The 15,905-nt window shown below is 73.1% G+C and carries 17 protein-coding genes; 12 read left to right on the forward strand and 5 right to left on the reverse strand.

Features of this window, described 5'->3' with window-relative positions; genetic code table 11:
• Positions 1-35: 35 nt before the first annotated feature.
• Both glgC and serB read left to right on the forward strand, forming a co-directional pair.
• The gene (glgC, locus tag ROT00_RS06825) at positions 36-1,283 is read left to right on the forward strand and encodes a glucose-1-phosphate adenylyltransferase (protein ID WP_404773400.1); all 1,248 of its coding nucleotides are present in this window, start codon (positions 36-38) and stop codon (positions 1,281-1,283) included.
• Positions 1,280-1,948, forward strand: a complete 669-nt coding sequence (gene serB, locus ROT00_RS06830; protein ID WP_404773402.1) for a phosphoserine phosphatase SerB — start codon at positions 1,280-1,282, stop codon at positions 1,946-1,948. Before glgC ends, serB begins: the two co-directional genes overlap by 4 nt.
• Before the next feature lie 24 nt (positions 1,949-1,972).
• On the opposite strand, the gene ROT00_RS06835 is transcribed toward serB, so the two are convergent.
• Both ROT00_RS06835 and ROT00_RS06840 read right to left on the reverse strand, forming a co-directional pair.
• On the reverse strand, positions 1,973-2,440 hold the full coding sequence (locus tag ROT00_RS06835) for a hypothetical protein (RefSeq protein ID WP_404773404.1): 468 nt from the start codon (positions 2,438-2,440) through the stop codon (positions 1,973-1,975).
• Positions 2,441-2,451: 11 nt separating this feature from the next.
• The gene (locus ROT00_RS06840; RefSeq protein WP_404773405.1) at positions 2,452-3,162 is read right to left on the reverse strand and encodes a beta-ketoacyl-ACP reductase; all 711 of its coding nucleotides are present in this window, start codon (positions 3,160-3,162) and stop codon (positions 2,452-2,454) included.
• A 143-nt stretch (positions 3,163-3,305) separates the two neighbouring features.
• Between ROT00_RS06840 and ROT00_RS06845 the strand changes: the two genes are divergently transcribed.
• Genes ROT00_RS06845 through ROT00_RS06855 form a run of 3 tightly spaced genes read left to right on the forward strand, consistent with a single transcriptional unit; the run spans position 3,306 to position 4,800 of the window.
• Positions 3,306-3,695, forward strand: a complete 390-nt coding sequence (locus ROT00_RS06845; RefSeq protein ID WP_404773407.1) for a DUF3099 domain-containing protein — start codon at positions 3,306-3,308, stop codon at positions 3,693-3,695.
• On the forward strand, positions 3,692-3,934 hold the full coding sequence (locus tag ROT00_RS06850) for a hypothetical protein (protein WP_404773408.1): 243 nt from the start codon (positions 3,692-3,694) through the stop codon (positions 3,932-3,934). The genes ROT00_RS06845 and ROT00_RS06850 overlap by 4 nt, the downstream gene beginning before the upstream one ends.
• A complete protein-coding gene (locus ROT00_RS06855; RefSeq protein ID WP_404773410.1) occupies positions 3,931-4,800 on the forward strand; it encodes an SURF1 family cytochrome oxidase biogenesis protein in 870 nt (289 codons plus the stop codon). Before ROT00_RS06850 ends, ROT00_RS06855 begins: the two co-directional genes overlap by 4 nt.
• Positions 4,801-4,834: 34 nt before the next feature.
• Here the strand turns inward: ROT00_RS06855 and ROT00_RS06860 are convergent, their stop codons facing one another.
• Positions 4,835-6,433 (reverse strand): ABC-F family ATP-binding cassette domain-containing protein, encoded by a 1,599-nt coding sequence (locus ROT00_RS06860; RefSeq protein ID WP_404773411.1) that lies wholly within the window; start codon positions 6,431-6,433, stop codon positions 4,835-4,837.
• A gap of 119 nt (positions 6,434-6,552) precedes the next feature.
• Here ROT00_RS06860 and ROT00_RS06865 point away from each other — a divergent pair, with 119 nt between their 5' ends.
• On the forward strand, positions 6,553-7,659 hold the full coding sequence (locus tag ROT00_RS06865; protein ID WP_404773413.1) for a winged helix DNA-binding domain-containing protein: 1,107 nt from the start codon (positions 6,553-6,555) through the stop codon (positions 7,657-7,659).
• A gap of 94 nt (positions 7,660-7,753) precedes the next feature.
• Here ROT00_RS06865 and ROT00_RS06870 read toward each other — a convergent pair whose 3' ends face one another.
• Entirely contained in the window at positions 7,754-8,317 is a 564-nt protein-coding gene (locus ROT00_RS06870) for a YceI family protein (protein ID WP_404773415.1), read from the reverse strand.
• A gap of 151 nt (positions 8,318-8,468) precedes the next feature.
• Positions 8,469-9,638, reverse strand: coding sequence for a glycoside hydrolase family 3 N-terminal domain-containing protein (locus ROT00_RS06875; RefSeq protein ID WP_404773416.1), 1,170 nt, complete (start codon positions 9,636-9,638; stop codon positions 8,469-8,471).
• A gap of 89 nt (positions 9,639-9,727) precedes the next feature.
• On the opposite strand from ROT00_RS06875, the gene ROT00_RS06880 reads away from it, so the two are divergent.
• The 6 genes from ROT00_RS06880 to ROT00_RS06905 all read left to right on the forward strand — a co-directional run bounded on the left by ROT00_RS06880 (position 9,728) and on the right by ROT00_RS06905 (position 15,886).
• Positions 9,728-10,882, forward strand: coding sequence for an aggregation-promoting factor C-terminal-like domain-containing protein (locus ROT00_RS06880; protein WP_404773418.1), 1,155 nt, complete (start codon positions 9,728-9,730; stop codon positions 10,880-10,882).
• A gap of 56 nt (positions 10,883-10,938) precedes the next feature.
• Positions 10,939-11,736 carry an oxygenase MpaB family protein gene (locus tag ROT00_RS06885; protein ID WP_404773419.1) on the forward strand — a complete coding sequence of 266 codons (798 nt, stop codon included), beginning with the start codon at positions 10,939-10,941 and terminating at the stop codon, positions 11,734-11,736.
• A gap of 33 nt (positions 11,737-11,769) precedes the next feature.
• Positions 11,770-12,261, forward strand: a complete 492-nt coding sequence (locus ROT00_RS06890; protein WP_404773420.1) for an Lrp/AsnC family transcriptional regulator — start codon at positions 11,770-11,772, stop codon at positions 12,259-12,261.
• 108 nt (positions 12,262-12,369) lie between these two features.
• Complete coding sequence (gene pdhA / locus ROT00_RS06895; protein ID WP_404773422.1) at positions 12,370-13,485, forward strand: pyruvate dehydrogenase (acetyl-transferring) E1 component subunit alpha; 1,116 nt, start codon at positions 12,370-12,372, stop codon at positions 13,483-13,485.
• A 59-nt stretch (positions 13,486-13,544) separates the two neighbouring features.
• Complete coding sequence (locus tag ROT00_RS06900) at positions 13,545-14,510, forward strand: alpha-ketoacid dehydrogenase subunit beta (protein WP_404773509.1); 966 nt, start codon at positions 13,545-13,547, stop codon at positions 14,508-14,510.
• Complete coding sequence (locus tag ROT00_RS06905) at positions 14,507-15,886, forward strand: dihydrolipoamide acetyltransferase family protein (RefSeq protein WP_404773424.1); 1,380 nt, start codon at positions 14,507-14,509, stop codon at positions 15,884-15,886. Before ROT00_RS06900 ends, ROT00_RS06905 begins: the two co-directional genes overlap by 4 nt.
• Positions 15,887-15,905: the final 19 nt, after the last annotated feature.

Consider the following 15,905-nt stretch of genomic DNA (forward strand, 5'->3'; position numbering starts at 1 on the left):
CACGAATCCGGCCCGCGCTCGTTACGCTGGGGACCATGGTTGCGCGCAAGGTCTTCGCGATCGTCCTCGCCGGCGGCGAGGGCAAGCGATTGATGCCCCTGACCGAGGACCGTGCGAAGCCGGCCGTGCCCTTCGGTGGGCAGTACCGCCTGATCGACTTCGCGCTCTCCAACCTGCTGAACTCGGGGCTGCGTCAGATCGTGGTGCTGACCCAGTACAAGTCGCACAGCCTCGACCGGCACGTGTCGCAGACCTGGCGGCTGAGCGGGCTGCTGAACTCCTACGTCGCCTCGGTGCCCGCCCAGCAGCGGCTCGGCAAGCGCTGGTTCTCCGGCTCCGCCGACGCCATCCTGCAGAGCCTGAACCTGATCCACGACGAGCGGCCCGACCTCATCGTCGTGGTGGGCGCCGATCACGTGTACCGCATGGACTTCGCGCAGATGGTCGACGCCCACGTCGAGTCGGGCGCCGCCGCGACGGTCGCGGCCATCCGCCAGCCGATCTCGCTCGCCGACCAGTTCGGCGTCATCGAGGTCGACGCCGAGCAGCCCGACCGCATCTCGCGCTTCCTGGAGAAACCGACCCACCCGGTCGGCCTCCCCGACGCGCCCGGGTCGGTGCTCGCCTCGATGGGCAACTACGTCTTCGACGCCGACGCGCTCATCGAGGCCGTCAAGCGCGACGGCGACCGCGCCGACTCCGGCCACGACATGGGCGGCGACATCATCCCGGCCTTCGTCGAGGAGGGGCGCGCGGGCGTCTACGACCTGCAGCGCAACGACGTCCCCGGCGCCACCGACCGCGACCGCTACTACTGGCGCGACGTCGGAACCATCGACTCGTACTTCGAGGCGCACCAGGACCTCATCTCGGTGCTGCCCGTGTTCAACCTCTACAACCGGGAGTGGCCGATCTTCAGCCAGCAGCTCAACTCGCCTCCGGCGAAGTTCACGAGGGACGCCCGCGGCGCCCTCGGCACCGTCATCGACTCGATCGTCTCGCTCGGCTCGGTCATCTCCGGCGCGCACCTCGAACGCAGCGTCATCGGGCCGTGGGCAATGGTGGGCTCCGGCGCGCACGTGGCGGACTCGATCCTCTTCGACCGGGCCCGGATCGAGGGCGGCGCCACCGTGCGCCGGGCCATCCTCGACAAGGAGGTCGTCGTCGAGGAGGGCGCCGAGGTCGGCATCGACCGTCAGCAGGACCTCGCGCGCGGCTTCATCGTCACCGAGAGCGGCATCACCGTCGTGGGCAAGGGCTCGCGCATCCGGGCTCGCGCGTGAGCGCCGGAGCCCCGGCCGCCTCGCGCGGCCCCCTCGTCGTGCTCGACGCGGACTCGACGCTCATCCGCGAAGAGGCGATCGAACTCCTCGCCGAAGAGGCGGGCACCCTCGCGCACGTCGCGGCGGTCACCGAGCGCGCGATGCGCGGCGAGCTCGACTTCGCGGAGAGCCTTCGCGAGCGGGTGGCGACGCTCGCCGGACTGGATGCCTCGATCCTCCCCCGCGTGCGGGAACGGATGACCCCGACGCCGGGACTCGATCGCTTGATCGCCGGTGTGCACGCGGCCGGTGGGCGCATCGGCGTGGTGTCCGGCGGGTTCCACGAGCTCCTCGACCCGCTCGCCGAGCGGCTCGGCCTCGATCACTGCCGCGCGAACCGGCTGGAGATCGAGGGCGGGCGGTTCACCGGGCGCGTGCTCGGCCCGATCATCGACGCGGAGGCGAAGGCCGTCGCGCTCGCCGAGTGGGCGGCGGAGGGCGGCATCCCGCTCCGGCGCACGGTCGCGGCGGGCGACGGCGCGAACGACCTTCGGATGCTCGAGACCGCCGCGCTCGGCGTCGCGTTCTGCGCGAAGCCCGTCGTGCGGAGCCGGGCCGACGTCGTGATCGACCGTCCGGATCTCTCGCAGTTGTTGCCGCTGGCCGGCCTCGCGGACGCGGGATAGCGCCCCGGCATTCCGGCGCCGGTATCAGGCCGGGTCCACGTCCGAGAAGTCTTCGACCGCGCACGGGCTGGTCCCCTCGAAGAGCACCCCGATGCCGTAGGGATCCGCCAGCGCCAGACGCGACTCCGTGAAGCGCAGCATCCAGCTCCCGTCGGACCAGAGCGCTGCTTCGGGCTCGCCGAACGGCGGCTCGGCGCTCTGCAGCTCGAGGAGCTCCGCTCCGCTCAAGCCGTACTCCACCTCGCGGAGCCGCTGCTGCAGGTACTCGGCGGCGGCGCCGGCGAGCTCCTCGAAGCGGGCGACGACGACGCCCGCGAGCTGCAGTACGTCCTCCCCCGGTCGGGCGACGGGATCCATGATGACGCTCACCGAACGCAGCCGACCGTCTCCTGCGGGCTCGATGCTCGCGGTCCAGCACGCGATCGGCTCGGGCGCGTCGATGCGGACGAACTCGGCACCCGAGACATCCAAGCGGGTCGGGAGATCGACCATGGTCGTCGCGCCTAGTGCCCCATGCCGAGGCCGCCGTCGACGGGGATGACCGCGCCGGAGATGTAGGCGGCGTCGTCGGAGGCGACCCACGCGACGACCTTCGCGACCTCGCTCGGCACGGCGAAGCGGCCCGCGGGGATGTTCTTCTTGTACTCGGCCTGCTGCGCCTCCGGCAGCGCGTCGGTCATGTCCGTCTCGATGAAGCCTGGGGCGACGACGTTCGCGGTGATGCCGCGGGCGCCGAGCTCCCGGGTCAGGGAGCGGGCGATGCCGACGAGGCCGGCCTTCGAGGCGGAGTAGTTCACCTGGCCGGCGGAGCCGTAGAGGCCGACGACGCTCGAGATGAGCACGATGCGGCCGTAGCGGGCCTTGAGCATCCCCTTCGAGGCGCGCTTCACGACGCGGAACGCGCCGCCCAGGTTCGTGTCCACGACCTGCTCGAAGTCCTCGTCGCTCATGCGCATGAGGAGCGTGTCGCGGGTGATGCCCGCGTTCGCGACGACGACCTCGACCGGGCCGAGCTCGGCCTCGATCTCGGCGAACGCGCGGTCGACCGACGCGGAGTCGGTGACGTCGGCACGGACCGTGAGCGAGCCGGCCGGGCCCTCGCCCGAGCGCGCGGTGACGGCCACCCGGTGGCCCTGGGCGAGGAACTCCTCGGCGATCGCGTACCCGATCCCCCGGTTTCCCCCGGTCACCAGCACGGTGCGGCTCGTCGTCATGTCGGCTCCATTCGAGTCGGAAAAGATGGCGGGCCTCGCCCGAGGCCCGTCCCAGCATAGAACGTCGTCCATTCCCGGCATCCGCACGGCCGCGACGGACGTAGGCTTGACGGGAGGAGCGCCGTCAGAGCCCGGCGATCACCATGAAGCAGCAGTCGATCACGTCGCTGCCGCCCTCCCCCGATCAGGAGCGGCGCGCGCGCATGCTCAAGTACACGATCGCGATGACGATCCGCGTGGGGTGCATCTTCGCGATGCTCTTCGCGCAGGGCTGGTGGCTCGTCGTCTTCGCCGCCGGGGCGATCTTCCTGCCGTACGTCGCGGTGGTGCTCGCGAACGCGCAGGGCTCGGGCCGCGCGGGGCAGATCGTCTCCCCCGATCGTGCGCTCCCCGCCGCGCCGACGCGGTACGACGCCGCCGACGGCCGCGCCGAGGGTGGCGCGCACGGCGGCGGCACCGAGGGTGGCGCTCAGCCCGGTGGCGAGGACCGGGGCGACGGCGGCCCCGACTCGCCCCGCGGAGGCGTGGCATGATCGGCGGTCTGGGCGGCGGTCCCGCCGAGGCGATCTGCTCGCGGGCCGGCTGCAATGCGCCCGCCCAGTGGCGCGTCGAGTGGAGCAACCCGCGCATCCACACCGACGGCCGCACCAAGATCTGGCTCGCCTGCGACGCCCACGTCGACTACCTGCGCGGCTTCGTCGAAGCCCGCAGCTTCCCCGTCGCCGTGAGCAGGTTCGCCGCGCCGACCGCCGACCCCGGAGGAGACGAATGAGCCGCTGGCGCTTCCTGATCGCCCCGCGCTGGGCCGGGTATCTCGCGCTGGTGATCGTCTTCGCGATCGTCTGCTCCGCGCTCGGCACCTGGCAATTGAACCGACGGGCGGAGGCCCTCGCCGAGGTCGCCAGGATCGACGCCAACTACGACGCGCAGCCGATCCCGCTCGCGGACGCGCTGCCCGAGCTCGACGCGTTCGACGTCGATCAGCGCTGGCAGGTCGTCGAACTGCGCGGCGAGTACCTCGTCGACGACGAGGTCGTCGTGCGGAACCGGCCGTTCTCGGGCACCACCGGCTTCGAGGTCGTGACACCCTTCCGCCTCGACAACGGCGACGTGTTCATGATCGACCGCGGCTGGGTCGCGCAGAACTCCGACGGCCGGCCGAGCGAAGTCCCGCCGCCGCCGAGCGGCGAGGTCGAGGTGACCGCCCGGCTGAAGGCCGGCGAGGGCCGGATCGCCGGACGCACGTCCACCGGGCGCGAGTTCGCGACGATCGACCTCGAGGAGCTCGCCGATCGCGTGGGCGCACCGAGCTACACGGGGGCGTACGGCATCCTCGTCCAGGACGGCGCGGACGCCGCCGAACCGCCGCTCGCCGCGCCCCGCCCGGAGCGTGACGAGGGCCCGCACCTGTCCTACGCCCTGCAGTGGTACGTCTTCGCGCTGCTCGCCTTCATCGGGCTCGGCTGGGCGGCCAACCAGGAGCGGAAGGCGCGCGAGGAGGCCGGCCTCGACGAGGGCGTGCCGACGGATGCCGCGGCCGGAGCCGCCAGAACCCAGCACCGGGCGCCGCGTCGGAAGGAGCCCGCGAAGCGGGACCACGACGCGGACGCGGAGGACGAGATCCTCGACCGGCGCTGAGCGGCGCGCCGGCGCCGACCCGCGCCGACCGGGCTCAGGCGAGCTCGATGAGCTCCTGGTACTCGGCGCTCCAGTGGTCCTCGACGCCGTCCGGCAGGATCAGCACCCGCTCGGGGTTCAGCGCCTCGACGGCTCCCGGATCGTGCGAGACGAGCACGACGGCGCCCTCGAAGTGCGCGAGCGCGTCGAGGATCTCCTCGCGGCTCGCGGGGTCGAGGTTGTTCGTCGGCTCGTCGAGGAGCAGCACGTTCGCCCCCGAGACGACGATCATCGCCAGCGCGAGACGCGTCTTCTCGCCGCCGGAGAGCACCCCGGCGGGCTTGTGCACGTCGTCGCCCGTGAAGAGGAACGAGCCGAGCACCTTGCGCGCCTCGGTCTCGGTGAGCGCGGGCGAGGCGGACACCATGTTCTCGAGCACGGTGCGCTTGACCTCGATGGTCTCGTGCTCCTGCGCGAAGTAGCCGATGCGCAGGCCGTGCCCGGGCTCGAGCTGTCCGGTGTCGGGCTGGTCGACGCCGGCGAGGATGCGCAGCAGCGTCGTCTTGCCCGCGCCGTTCAGGCCGATGATGACGACCTTCGAGCCGCGGTCGATCGCGAGGTCGACGGCGGTGAAGATCTCGAGCGATCCGTAGCTCTTCGAGAGGTCGGAGGCCTGGAGCGGCGTCCGTCCGCACGCGGCGGGGGTCGGGAACCGCAGCTTCGCGACGCGGTCGACCGCGCGCACCTCCTCGAGCCCGGCGAGGAGCTTGTCGGCGCGCGCGACCATCTGGTGCGCGGCCGCCGCCTTCGAGGCCTTCGCCCCGAACTTCGCCGCCTGCAGGCGCAGCGCGTCGGCCTTCTTCTCGGCGTTGGCGCGCTCCTTCTTGCGGCGCTCCTCGTCGGCGGCGCGCTGGCGCAGGTAGTGCTTCCAGCCCATGTTGTAGACGTCGATGATCGAGCGGTTCGCGTCGAGGTAGAAGACGCGGTTCACGACCTCGCCGACGAGCTCGACGTCGTGGCTGATGACGATCACGCCGCCGCGGTAGTTCTTCAGGAACTCGCGGAGCCAGACCACCGAGTCGGCGTCGAGGTGGTTCGTCGGCTCGTCGAGGATCATCGTCTCGGCGTCGGAGAAGAGGATGCGGGCGAGCTCGATGCGGCGGCGCTGACCGCCCGAGAGCGTCTTCAGCGGCTGGTCGAGGATGCGGTCGGGCAGGTTCAGGTTCGAGGCGATCGATGCCGCCTCGGCCTCCGCGGCGTAGCCGCCGAGCGCCGTGAACCGGTCGGTCAGCGTGCCGTACCGCTTCATCGCCTTCTCGGCGACGGCGGGGTCGTCGGACCCCATCTGCTCGGAGGCCTCGCGCATGCCGAGCACGAGGGTGCCGAGACCGCGGGCGTCGAGGATGCGGGTGCGCGCGAGCATCTCCGGGTCGCCGGAGCGCGGGTCCTGCGGAAGGTAGCCGATCTCTCCGGAACGGTCGATGCGGCCGCCCGTCGGCAGGGTCTCCCCCGCGAGGGTCTTCGTCAGCGTCGTCTTGCCGGCGCCGTTGCGGCCGACGAGGCCGATCTTGTCGCCGGGGCTGACGCGGAACGAGACGTCCTCCATCAGCAGCCGGGCGCCGACGCGGATCTCGAGATCGGTGACGGCGAGCACGGCGGGGCCTCCTGGAGGTGGTGGGGGTGCTGTGCCGAGCGGCACAGCCTCCCAGTCTATCGCGCCCGCGGCCGGGGCGTCGCCAGGGCGGCGTCGGCGGGGTCGAGCAGACTCGGCGTATGACGACTCCTCCGGCGGCGGATGCCGCGACCAGGGCCGTTCGGGCGTCGCGGCTCGCCGCGCAGGGGCTCGACGAGGGCTTCCCCTCGCCGGCTGCGGCGATCGATCGGCTCGTCTGCGTGCAGGCGCAGGACCTCGCGGCCGCGAAATGGGTGCTCGGCGCTCGTGTGCCCGGCAGCGACGAGGAGGCGATCGACGCCGCGATCGATGCCGGGCAGCTGCTCCGCTCGTGGCCGATGCGCGGCACCCTCCACTTCGTGGCGCCGCAGCTGTTCCGACCGATCCTGCAGCTCACCGCCGAGCGCGTGCTGCAGCGCGCGGCGACGATCCACCGGCGGGAGGGCATCGACGACGAGGTCGCGGCGCGCGCCCGGACCGTCGCGGTCGCCGAGCTCGAGGGTGGCCGCTCCGCGACCCGCGAGGAGCTGCAGGCGGCGTGGGAGCGGGCCGGCATCCCGATCGAGGGGCAGCGCGGCTACCATCTGCTCTGGCGCCTCGCGAACGAGGGGCTGCTCTGCTGCGGGCCGATCGAGACCCGCGCACGGCAGCGGTTCGCGCTGCTCGACGAGTGGTCGCCTGCGGCACCCGGGTCGGCTCTCGACGACGAGGAGGCGCTCGCGCGCTTCTTCCTCGGTTACGCCCGCGGCCACGGCCCGGTGTCGGTGCGGGACTTCGCGTGGTGGGGCGGCCTCACGATGGCGCAGGCGCGCACCGGCGTCGCCGCCGCGGGCGACACGGTGACGGCGTTCGATGGGGAGCGCTTCGTCGCCGCCGACGCGGCTCCGGTGCCGGACGCGCCGGCCGGGCGTCAGGTGCTCGCGCCGTTCGACGAGTACTTCCTCGGCTACGGCGACCGTTCGGCGTTCTGCACGGAGGCGGACGCGCTCCGGGTCGTGCCGGGCAAGAACGGCCTGTTCCTGCCGCTCCTCATCGCCGACGGCGAGGTGGTCGGCACCTGGAAGCGCCGGCCGCCGCGCCGGGGCGCCGTCGGCATCGAGGTCACAGCGTTCGACGCGATGCCCGCGCTCGACGAGTTCCGGCCAGCGTTCGAGCGCTGGGCGTCGTTCTGGTCGCTGGAGCTCGCCGAGTTGGACCGGGCGAGCTGATCCGGCGGCCTCCGGCGCGGGGCGTCAGGAGACGTGCGGAGACGCGAGGAGGGCCGGGCGATCGCAGCGCCCGGCCCTCCTCGTCTCGTCGCGACTACTGCGCGAGCTGCGCCTGGAGCTCCAGGGTGATCGTCACCTGGTCGCCGAGGAGCACGCCGCCGGTCTCGAGCGCGGCGTTGTAGTGGAGGCCGAAGTCCTCGCGGTTGATGACGGCCTTCGCCGTGGCGCCGGCCTTGTAGTTGCCGTAGGGGTCGCCGCCGAAGCCGCCGAAGTCGAAGTCGAAGGTGACGGGCTTCGTGATGCCGCGGATGGTGAGGTCGCCGTCGACCTTGAAGTCGCCTCCCTCGACGCGGACGCCGGTCGAGACGAAGTCGATCGTGGGGTAGGTCTCGGCCTCGAAGAAGTCGCCGGTGCGCAGGTGCGCGTCGCGGTTCGGCTCGTTGGTCGAGACGGAGGCGACCTCGGCCGAAGCGGTCACGCTCGAGTCGAGCGGGTTCTCGGCGGTCACGAAGGTCGCGTCGAAGCGCTCGAACTTGCCCTTCACCTTGCTGATCATGAGGTGGCGGATCTGGAAGCCGACCTCGCTGTGGGCGGGGTCGATGGTCCAGGTGCCGGCGCGGTAGCCGGGGATCTCGATGGTGGGTGCGGTCGTCGTCATGAGGGTGGTCTCCGATGTCGATTCGTCGGGGCCGGGTCGGCCCGCTTCGATGACAACGCATGGAATCCCGAGATGTATTCCAATGCATACGAAATTTCTCGGAACTCCCCTGCTCAAGCGTCCGCGGCTGTTCGGGCGTCCGCGGCGCGGGTCAGCCCTCGACGAGCGCGCGGCGGAGCGTCAGGACGTGCAGCGCGGCCTCGTCCAGCCGCGCCTCGGGGATCCGCCCGGCGCGGACCGCGTCGGCGATCGCGGTGGCGAGCCCGTCGACGGAGATGCCGAACTCCGCCGGATCGGCGGGCAGCACGTAGAGGAGCAGGTCGGACCCGGAGGCGACGGCGCGCACGGCGTTCTCGTTCGGGTCCTGGTAGTCGGCGAGCCCGTTGTGCTGCAGCATCAGCATGTCGTCGGTGACGACGATGCCGGAGAAGCCCAGCTCCTCGCGGAGGATCCGGTGCCACTCGGTCGACAGCGAGGCCGGCGCGGCGTCGACCGCGGGGAACACCAGATGCCCGGTCATCACGAGCTCGGCGCCGGCGTCGATGCCGGCCTGGAACGGCGGCGCCGCGATCGAACGCCACTGGGCGAGGTCGAGCGGGCTCGTCGGGAGGCTCTCGTGCGAATCCCCCGGCGCCTGCCCGTGCCCCGGGAAGTGCTTCAGCGTGGAGGCCGCCCGTCCGTGCTCGCCGGAGACGGCGGCCGCGACGAGCGGCGCCGCCGACGCGGCATCCGTGCCGAGGACCCGGTCGAAGATGAACGAGTCCGGGTCGTCCGTGACATCCGCGACGATGCCGAAGTTCACGTCGATGCCGGCCGCGGCGAGCACGTCGCCGCGCTGAGCGAACGCCGCGGTGACCGGGGCGGCCGGACCGTCGCGCAGCTCGGACGCTCCGGGCGCCGGGTCCCACGGCAGCCGCTGCACGTCGCCGCCCTCCTCGTCGACCGCGATGAGGGTGCGCGCCTCGGGATCGGGCTGCACGGCGGCGGTGAGCGCCGCGAGCGCCGCCGGGTCGTCCGGGATGTTGTCGCCCATGAGGATCAACCCGCCGATGCCCTGCTCGGCGAGCGCCCGGAGCGGAGCGGCCTCGATACCGGGTGCGTGGAGCATCAGCAGGGACGCGGCCTTCTCCTCGAGCGACATCGCGGAGATCCGGTCCGCGGCCCACTCGGCGGCGGTCGGCGGCGGGGGCGGTGTCGTCGGGCTCGGCGAGGAGGGCATCGGCTCGGCGCTCGGCGACGCCGCCGGCGCGGCCCCGCAGGCCGAGACCGCGAGGGTCGCGACGGCCAGGAGAGCGAGGAGGCCCGCGCGCGTTCGCTGCATGGCCATCGAGTCTACGGGGCGTGTCCACGCCGCCGCGCGGGAGCCCGCGGGTAGACTCGCCGGGCCGACGACCGCGGAGGTGGTTCCTGATGCGTCTTCGCCGCACGTCCCATCGCGGCGCGGCGATCTGCGCCGCTCTCGTGCTCGGGGGCGTCCTCGCCGTCGCCGCGCCCTCCGCCGCGACCGCCGCCGACTACCCGAGCTGGGACGAGGTCGAGGCGGCGAAGTCCGACGTCTCGACCCGGGAGGCGGAGTCCGACCGGATCGCCTCGCTGGTCTCCTCGCTCCAGGCCGAGTCCGGACGCCTGGGTGATGCGGCGGTCGCCGCGGCCGCCGAGTCCGCCGCGGCCGACGCCGCGCTCACGCAGGCCACCGCGCACGCCGGGGACCTGGCGGCGTCGGCGAGCGCTGCGAACGCCGACGCCGAGGCGGCCGGAGCCCAGTTCGGCCGGACCGCGTCCCTGCTCGCGCGCTCCGGCTCGACGAATGCGCTGCTGACGCTGCTGAGCGAGAGCGCCCACCCGCGCGCGGGTGCCGATCCGAGCCGCACGTTGATGGCGCTCTCGCGCACCGAACGGCTCGCCGACCTCTCCTCCGGCATCGCTGCGGCCGCCGTCTCGGCGAAGGCCGACGCGGAGGCCCTCAGCGCGCAGGCGGACGTCGCGGAGACCGAGCGCACCCGGCTCGCGGACGAGGCCCGGAGCCGGGCGGATGCCGCTGAGGCGGCGCACGAGAAGGCGGAAGCCGATCTCGCGGCGCAGCAGGCGACCCTCGATACCCTGTACGCGCAGCTCGCGAGCCTCCGCGACCGCTCCGTGGAACTCGAGCGCCGCTACCAGATCGGGGTGGACGCGCAACGCGAGGCGGACGCGCGCGCCGCCGCCGAGACGGAGGCGAACGGCGGGATGACCCCCGCGCCGCCGCCCGGCGTCGTCGTCGATCCGGACGGTGCGAAGGCCTACGCCCGCCAGGCCGTGGCCCGATACGGCTGGGGCGACGGCCAGTACCAGTGCCTGGTGCTGCTGTGGACCCGGGAGTCGAGCTGGCGGGCGGACGCCTACAACACCTCGAGCGGCGCCTACGGCATTCCCCAATCCCTCCCGGGGAGCAAGATGGCGACCGCCGGCGCCGACTGGCGCACGAACGCGGCGACGCAGATCGAATGGGGACTCGCCTACATCTCCGATCGGTACGGGGCGCCGTGCGGGGCGTGGGCGCATTCCGAGGCGGTCAACTGGTATTGAGCGCCGGCCGGGCCGAGCGTCAGGAAGCATCGAGCATCCCACGGCACACTGAAGCGGTGGCGCAGGACGAGACCGAAGTGTTCCGCAGGCACGCGGCGGACGCGAGCCTGCTCGTCGGCGGGGCCGCCGCGATCCTGCTCCAGCTCGCCGATCCGCGGGTCGCGGCCGGCGTGGCCCGGCACAGCGACTTCGCGGACCGCCCGTTCGACCGGCTGCTCGGGACGCTCGACTACCTCTACACGATCGGCTTCGGCAGCCCGGAGCTCGCCGAGCGGATGGCGCGGCGCGTCGATGAGCGGCACCGGCCCGTGCACGGACGCAGCGCGCCGGACGGGACCCGGTACAGCGCCTTCGATCCGGACGCGCCGCGCTGGGTCGCCGCGACGATCGCGGCCGTGACCCTCGAGCTCCACGAACGGCTCGCGGGTCCGCTGCCGCCCGCGGAGGCCGACGTGCTCGTCCGCCGCCTGGGCGCGCTCGGCGGGCAGCTCCAGGCGACGAGCGCCGGCTGGCCGGAGACCCGGGCGGAGTTCGACGCCTGGTGGACCGCGCGCGTCGCCGGGCTCGAGGTCGGCGACGACGCCCGGGCCGTGGCCCGCGCGCTGTTCGAGGCCCGCGTGCTCCCGGGGCCGCTGCGTCTGCTCCTGCCGCCCGTGCGCCTCGTGACCGTCGCGCTGCTGCCCGCGGCGATCCGGACCGGCTACGGGCTTTCGTCGGACCCCCGGGTGCTCCGCGCCGGGGACGGCTGGCTCCGGGTCGTGGCGATCGTCCGCCGCCTGCTCCCCCGCACCGTCCTGGAGCTGCCGCTGCGGCAGTCGCTGCGGCGCGCCGAGCGGGTCACCGGGGTACGCTGAGCCTCGAGGACGAAGAAGACCCCGGCAGGAGCCATGACCACGCACCAGTCGCATCGCGAGCCGCTCGACGACATCGATCGGAGGATCGTCGCCGAACTCAGCCGGGACGGCCGGCTCTCGGTCCGCACCCTCGCCGAGCGGGTCCACGTCTCGCGCACGGCCGCCCACAACCGGCTGCAGGCGCTGCAGCGCCGCGGCGTCATCAGCGGGTTCGGCGCGCAGATCGATCGGAAGGCGATCGGGCTCGAGATCTCGGCGCTCGTCGTCGTCCGCGTCGGCGACGTCCCCTGGGAGCAGATCGTCGACCAGCTCGCGACCCTCCCCTTCGTCGAGAAGGTGCAGGCGGTCTCGGGCGACATCGACATCATCCTCACCGTGAGCGCGCCCGACCACGAGCAGTTGAGCCAGGCGATCCTCCGCGACATCCACGACATGCCGGGCGTCGTGTCGACCCGTTCGCACCTCATCCTCGCTGAGATCGAGGGCAGACCGCCCGCGCAGTCGCTGGACATCTGGCGCAGCTGAGCTCCTCCGCGGCGGACGATCGTCCCGTCTTCGGCCGGCCGAGTGCCGAACGTTCACGCTTGCGCGACACGGCGCCGACGCGCCGCCACGGTGTTCCACGATGGCGTCATGAGCCTCAACGTCGAGCTGCCGCCCACCCGCACGCTCCCCCCGGAGAAACCGCTCCGGCTGCTGGACAACGCCGGCCACGCCGTGACCGGCCGCGACACGGGCGGGTTCGCCCTCCCCGAGCTCGCGACGCTCGTGGAGCTCTACCGCCGCATGGTGATCGCCCGCCGATTCGACGTGCAGGTCACCGCGCTCACCAGGCAGGGCCGGCTCGCCACCTACCCCTCCGCGCTCGGCCAGGAGGCGTGCGAGATCGGCGCGGTCTCCGCCCTCGACGCCGCCGACTGGCTCTTCCCGACGTACCGGGAGAGCATCACCCTGCTCACCCGTGGCATCGACCCCGCCGAGATCCTCGTGTCCTTCCGCGGCGACTGGCACAACGGCTACGACCAGCGGGCGCACCGCACCGCGGCCCAGGCGACCCCGCTCGCGACGCAGGCGCTCCACGCCGTCGGGCTCGGGCACGCCGCCCGGCTCCGGCGCGACCCCATCGCCGCGCTCGCCTTCCTCGGCGACGGCGCGACGAGCGAGGGCGACGCGCACGAGGCGTTCAACTTCGCCGCGGTCTGGCAGACGCCGACCGTCTTCCTGGTGCAGAACAACCAGTACGCCATCAGCGTGCCGCTCTCGCGGCAGACCCGCGCCCGGACGCTCGCCGACAAGGCCGTCGGCTACGGGATGCCCGGCTATCACGTCGACGGGAACGATGTGGCGGCGGTGTACGCCGTCACCCGCGCCGCCGTCGAGCGGGCCCGCGCGGGCCTCGGGCCGACGTTCATCGAGGGCGTCACCTACCGTGTGGAGTCGCACACGAACTCCGACGACCCGACGAGGTACCGCGAGCAGCGCGAGGTCGAGCACTGGAAGCGCCGGGACCCGATCGAGCGGCTCGAGAAGTACCTCGTCTCGGAGGGCGCCCTCGGCGAGGAGCTGCGCGGCGAGATCACCGACGCGGCGGAGGCGCTCGCGGCCCGCACCCGGGCGGCGATGTCGATCGAGGCCGAACCGGCGCCCATGGAACTGTTCGAGCACGTGTACGGCACGCCCCGCACGCAGCTCGCCGAGCAGCGCGAGCGCCTCGCCGCGGAGCTCGAGGCCGCCGGAGCGGCACAGTGAGCGCGCTCGCCGAGGTCGAGTCCGACGCGGACACCGGCGCCGTCGCCGGCCCGGTGACGATGGCCGCGGCACTGAACCGGGCGCTCCGCGACGCGATGGCGGAGGACGACCGCGTCGTCGTCTACGGCGAGGACGTCGGCCCGCTCGGCGGGGTCTTCCGCGTGACCGACGGCCTGCAGGCGGCGTTCGGCGAGGAACGGATCTGGGACTCGCCGCTCGCCGAGTCCGGCATCGTCGGCACGGCCGTCGGGATGGCGATGTACGGCATGCGCCCGGTCGTCGAGATGCAGTTCGACGCGTTCAGCTACCCGGCATTCGAGCAGATCGTCTCGCACGTCGCGAAGATGCGGAACCGCACGAAGGGCCGGCTCACATTGCCGATGGTCATCCGCATCCCGTGCGCCGGCGCGATCGGCGGGGTGGAGCACCACTCCGACTCCTCGGAGGCGTACTGGACCGCGACGCCGGGGCTCACCGTGGTGACCCCGTCGAACCCCGCCGACGCCTACTCGATGCTGCGCGAGGCGATCGCGAGCGACGACCCGGTCATCTTCATGGAGCCGAAGAGCCGGTACTGGGCGCGCGCCGAACTCGCGCTCCCGGTGACCACCGCGCCGATGGACCGCGCGCTCGTGCTCCGCGAGGGCGCAGACGTCACTCTGCTCGCCTACGGCCCCACGGTGAAGACGGCGCTGGACGCCGCGACGGCGGCCGCGGCGGAGGGGCTCGAGATCGAGGTGGTCGATCTGCGGAGCCTCTCCCCCTTCGACGACGAGACCGTGAGCCGTTCCGTGCGGAAGACCTCGCGCGCCGCAGTGATCCACGAGGCGGCCCAGTTCGGCGGCTACGGCGCCGAGGTCGCGGCCCGGGTGACCGAGCGGAACTTCCACTGGCTCGCCGAGCCGGTGCTCCGCATCGCCGGCTTCGACATCCCGTACCCCTCGCCGAAGCTCGAAGCCTTCCATCTGCCGACGGTCGATCGGGTGCTGCACGCGCTCGCCGGCTGGGACTGGGACCTCGCATGAGCCGCGACTTCCTGCTGCCCGACCTCGGCGAGGGCCTCACCGAGGCGGAGATCGTCGCCTGGCTCGTCGCGCCGGGCGACACCGTGGCGATCGATCAACCCGTCGTCGAGCTCGAATCGGCGAAGTCCGTCGTCCAGCTGCCGTGCCCGTACGCGGGTGTCGTCGAGCGGCTCGGCGGCGAGGTCGGGGAAGTCCTTCACGAGGGTGCCGTGCTGCTGAGCCTGGAGTCGAGCGGTGCGGAGACCGACGCGGTCGCCACGTCGGCGCGCCCGGCGGTGATCGGCGCCGACGCCGAGGTGACGGCCGAGGAGGCGGGGTCCGGCGCGGTGCTCGTGGGCTACGGGACGATGGCGAGCGAAGCGACGGTGCGAGCGGCGGATGCCCCGGCGCGATTCGGCCGGCGCGGCGCTGCGCGGGCGGGCACGACGTCGCCGCCCGCGCTCGACCCGAGCCGGCGCTCCCCCGTCGTGTCGCCGATCGTGCGTCGCCTCGCCCGCCAGAACGGCTTCGATGCGAGCCGGCTCGAGGGCAGCGGCCCGGATCGCCTCGTGCTCCGGCGCGACGTCGAGGACTACGCCGCGCTGCAGGCGCGCCGGGCCTCGAAGTCCGACGGCGCGGCGACCAGCGGTGCGGCGTCGGAGCGGCCCGTTCCGGCATCCGCTCCGCTCGACTCGGCAGCGGCTCCCGGACGGGCCGTCGACCAGCGCATCCCGCTCGATCGGATGCGTCGTGCCGCAGCCGCGCAGTTCACTCGTTCCCGACGCGAGATCCCCGACGCCACGGTGTGGCTCGACGTCGACGCCTCGCGTCTCGTCGAGGCCCGCCGCGAGCTCCTCGCGGCGACCGGCGAACGGTTCGGCCTGAGCGCCCTGCTTGCGTCGTTCGTGGTCGCGGGTCTCCGCCGGCACCCGCTGCTCAACTCGAGCTTCGACGCGGAGCGCGAGGAGATCGTGCAGCACGGGGCGGTGCATCTCGGCATCGCGACGCAGAGTCCGCGCGGACTGCTCGTCCCCGTCGTCGCGAACGCCGACACGCTCGGGCTCCGCGGGCTCCGGGATGCGATCTCCGCCCTGCCGGACGAGGTCGCGGCCGGCAGGGCCCAGCTCCGCGGGGGCACGTTCACACTCAACAACTACGGCGCGCTCGGCGTCGACGGCTCGGCTGCGATCATCAACCATCCGGAGGCGGCGATGCTCGGGGTCGGTCGCCTGATCGAGCGACCCTGGGTGGTCGGCGGCGCCGTCGTCCCGCGGACGGTCACGGAGCTCACCCTGAGCTTCGACCACCGGGTCTGCGACGGCGCCGAGGCTGCGGCGCTGCTCACCTTCGTCGCCGGGTGCATCGAGCACCCGATCTCGCTCATCGCCGCGGTGTAGCGGAGCGCGGGCGCGCGGG

The sequence above is a fragment of the Agromyces mediolanus genome (assembly GCF_044917495.1).
Classification (GTDB): domain Bacteria; phylum Actinomycetota; class Actinomycetes; order Actinomycetales; family Microbacteriaceae; genus Agromyces; species Agromyces mediolanus_B.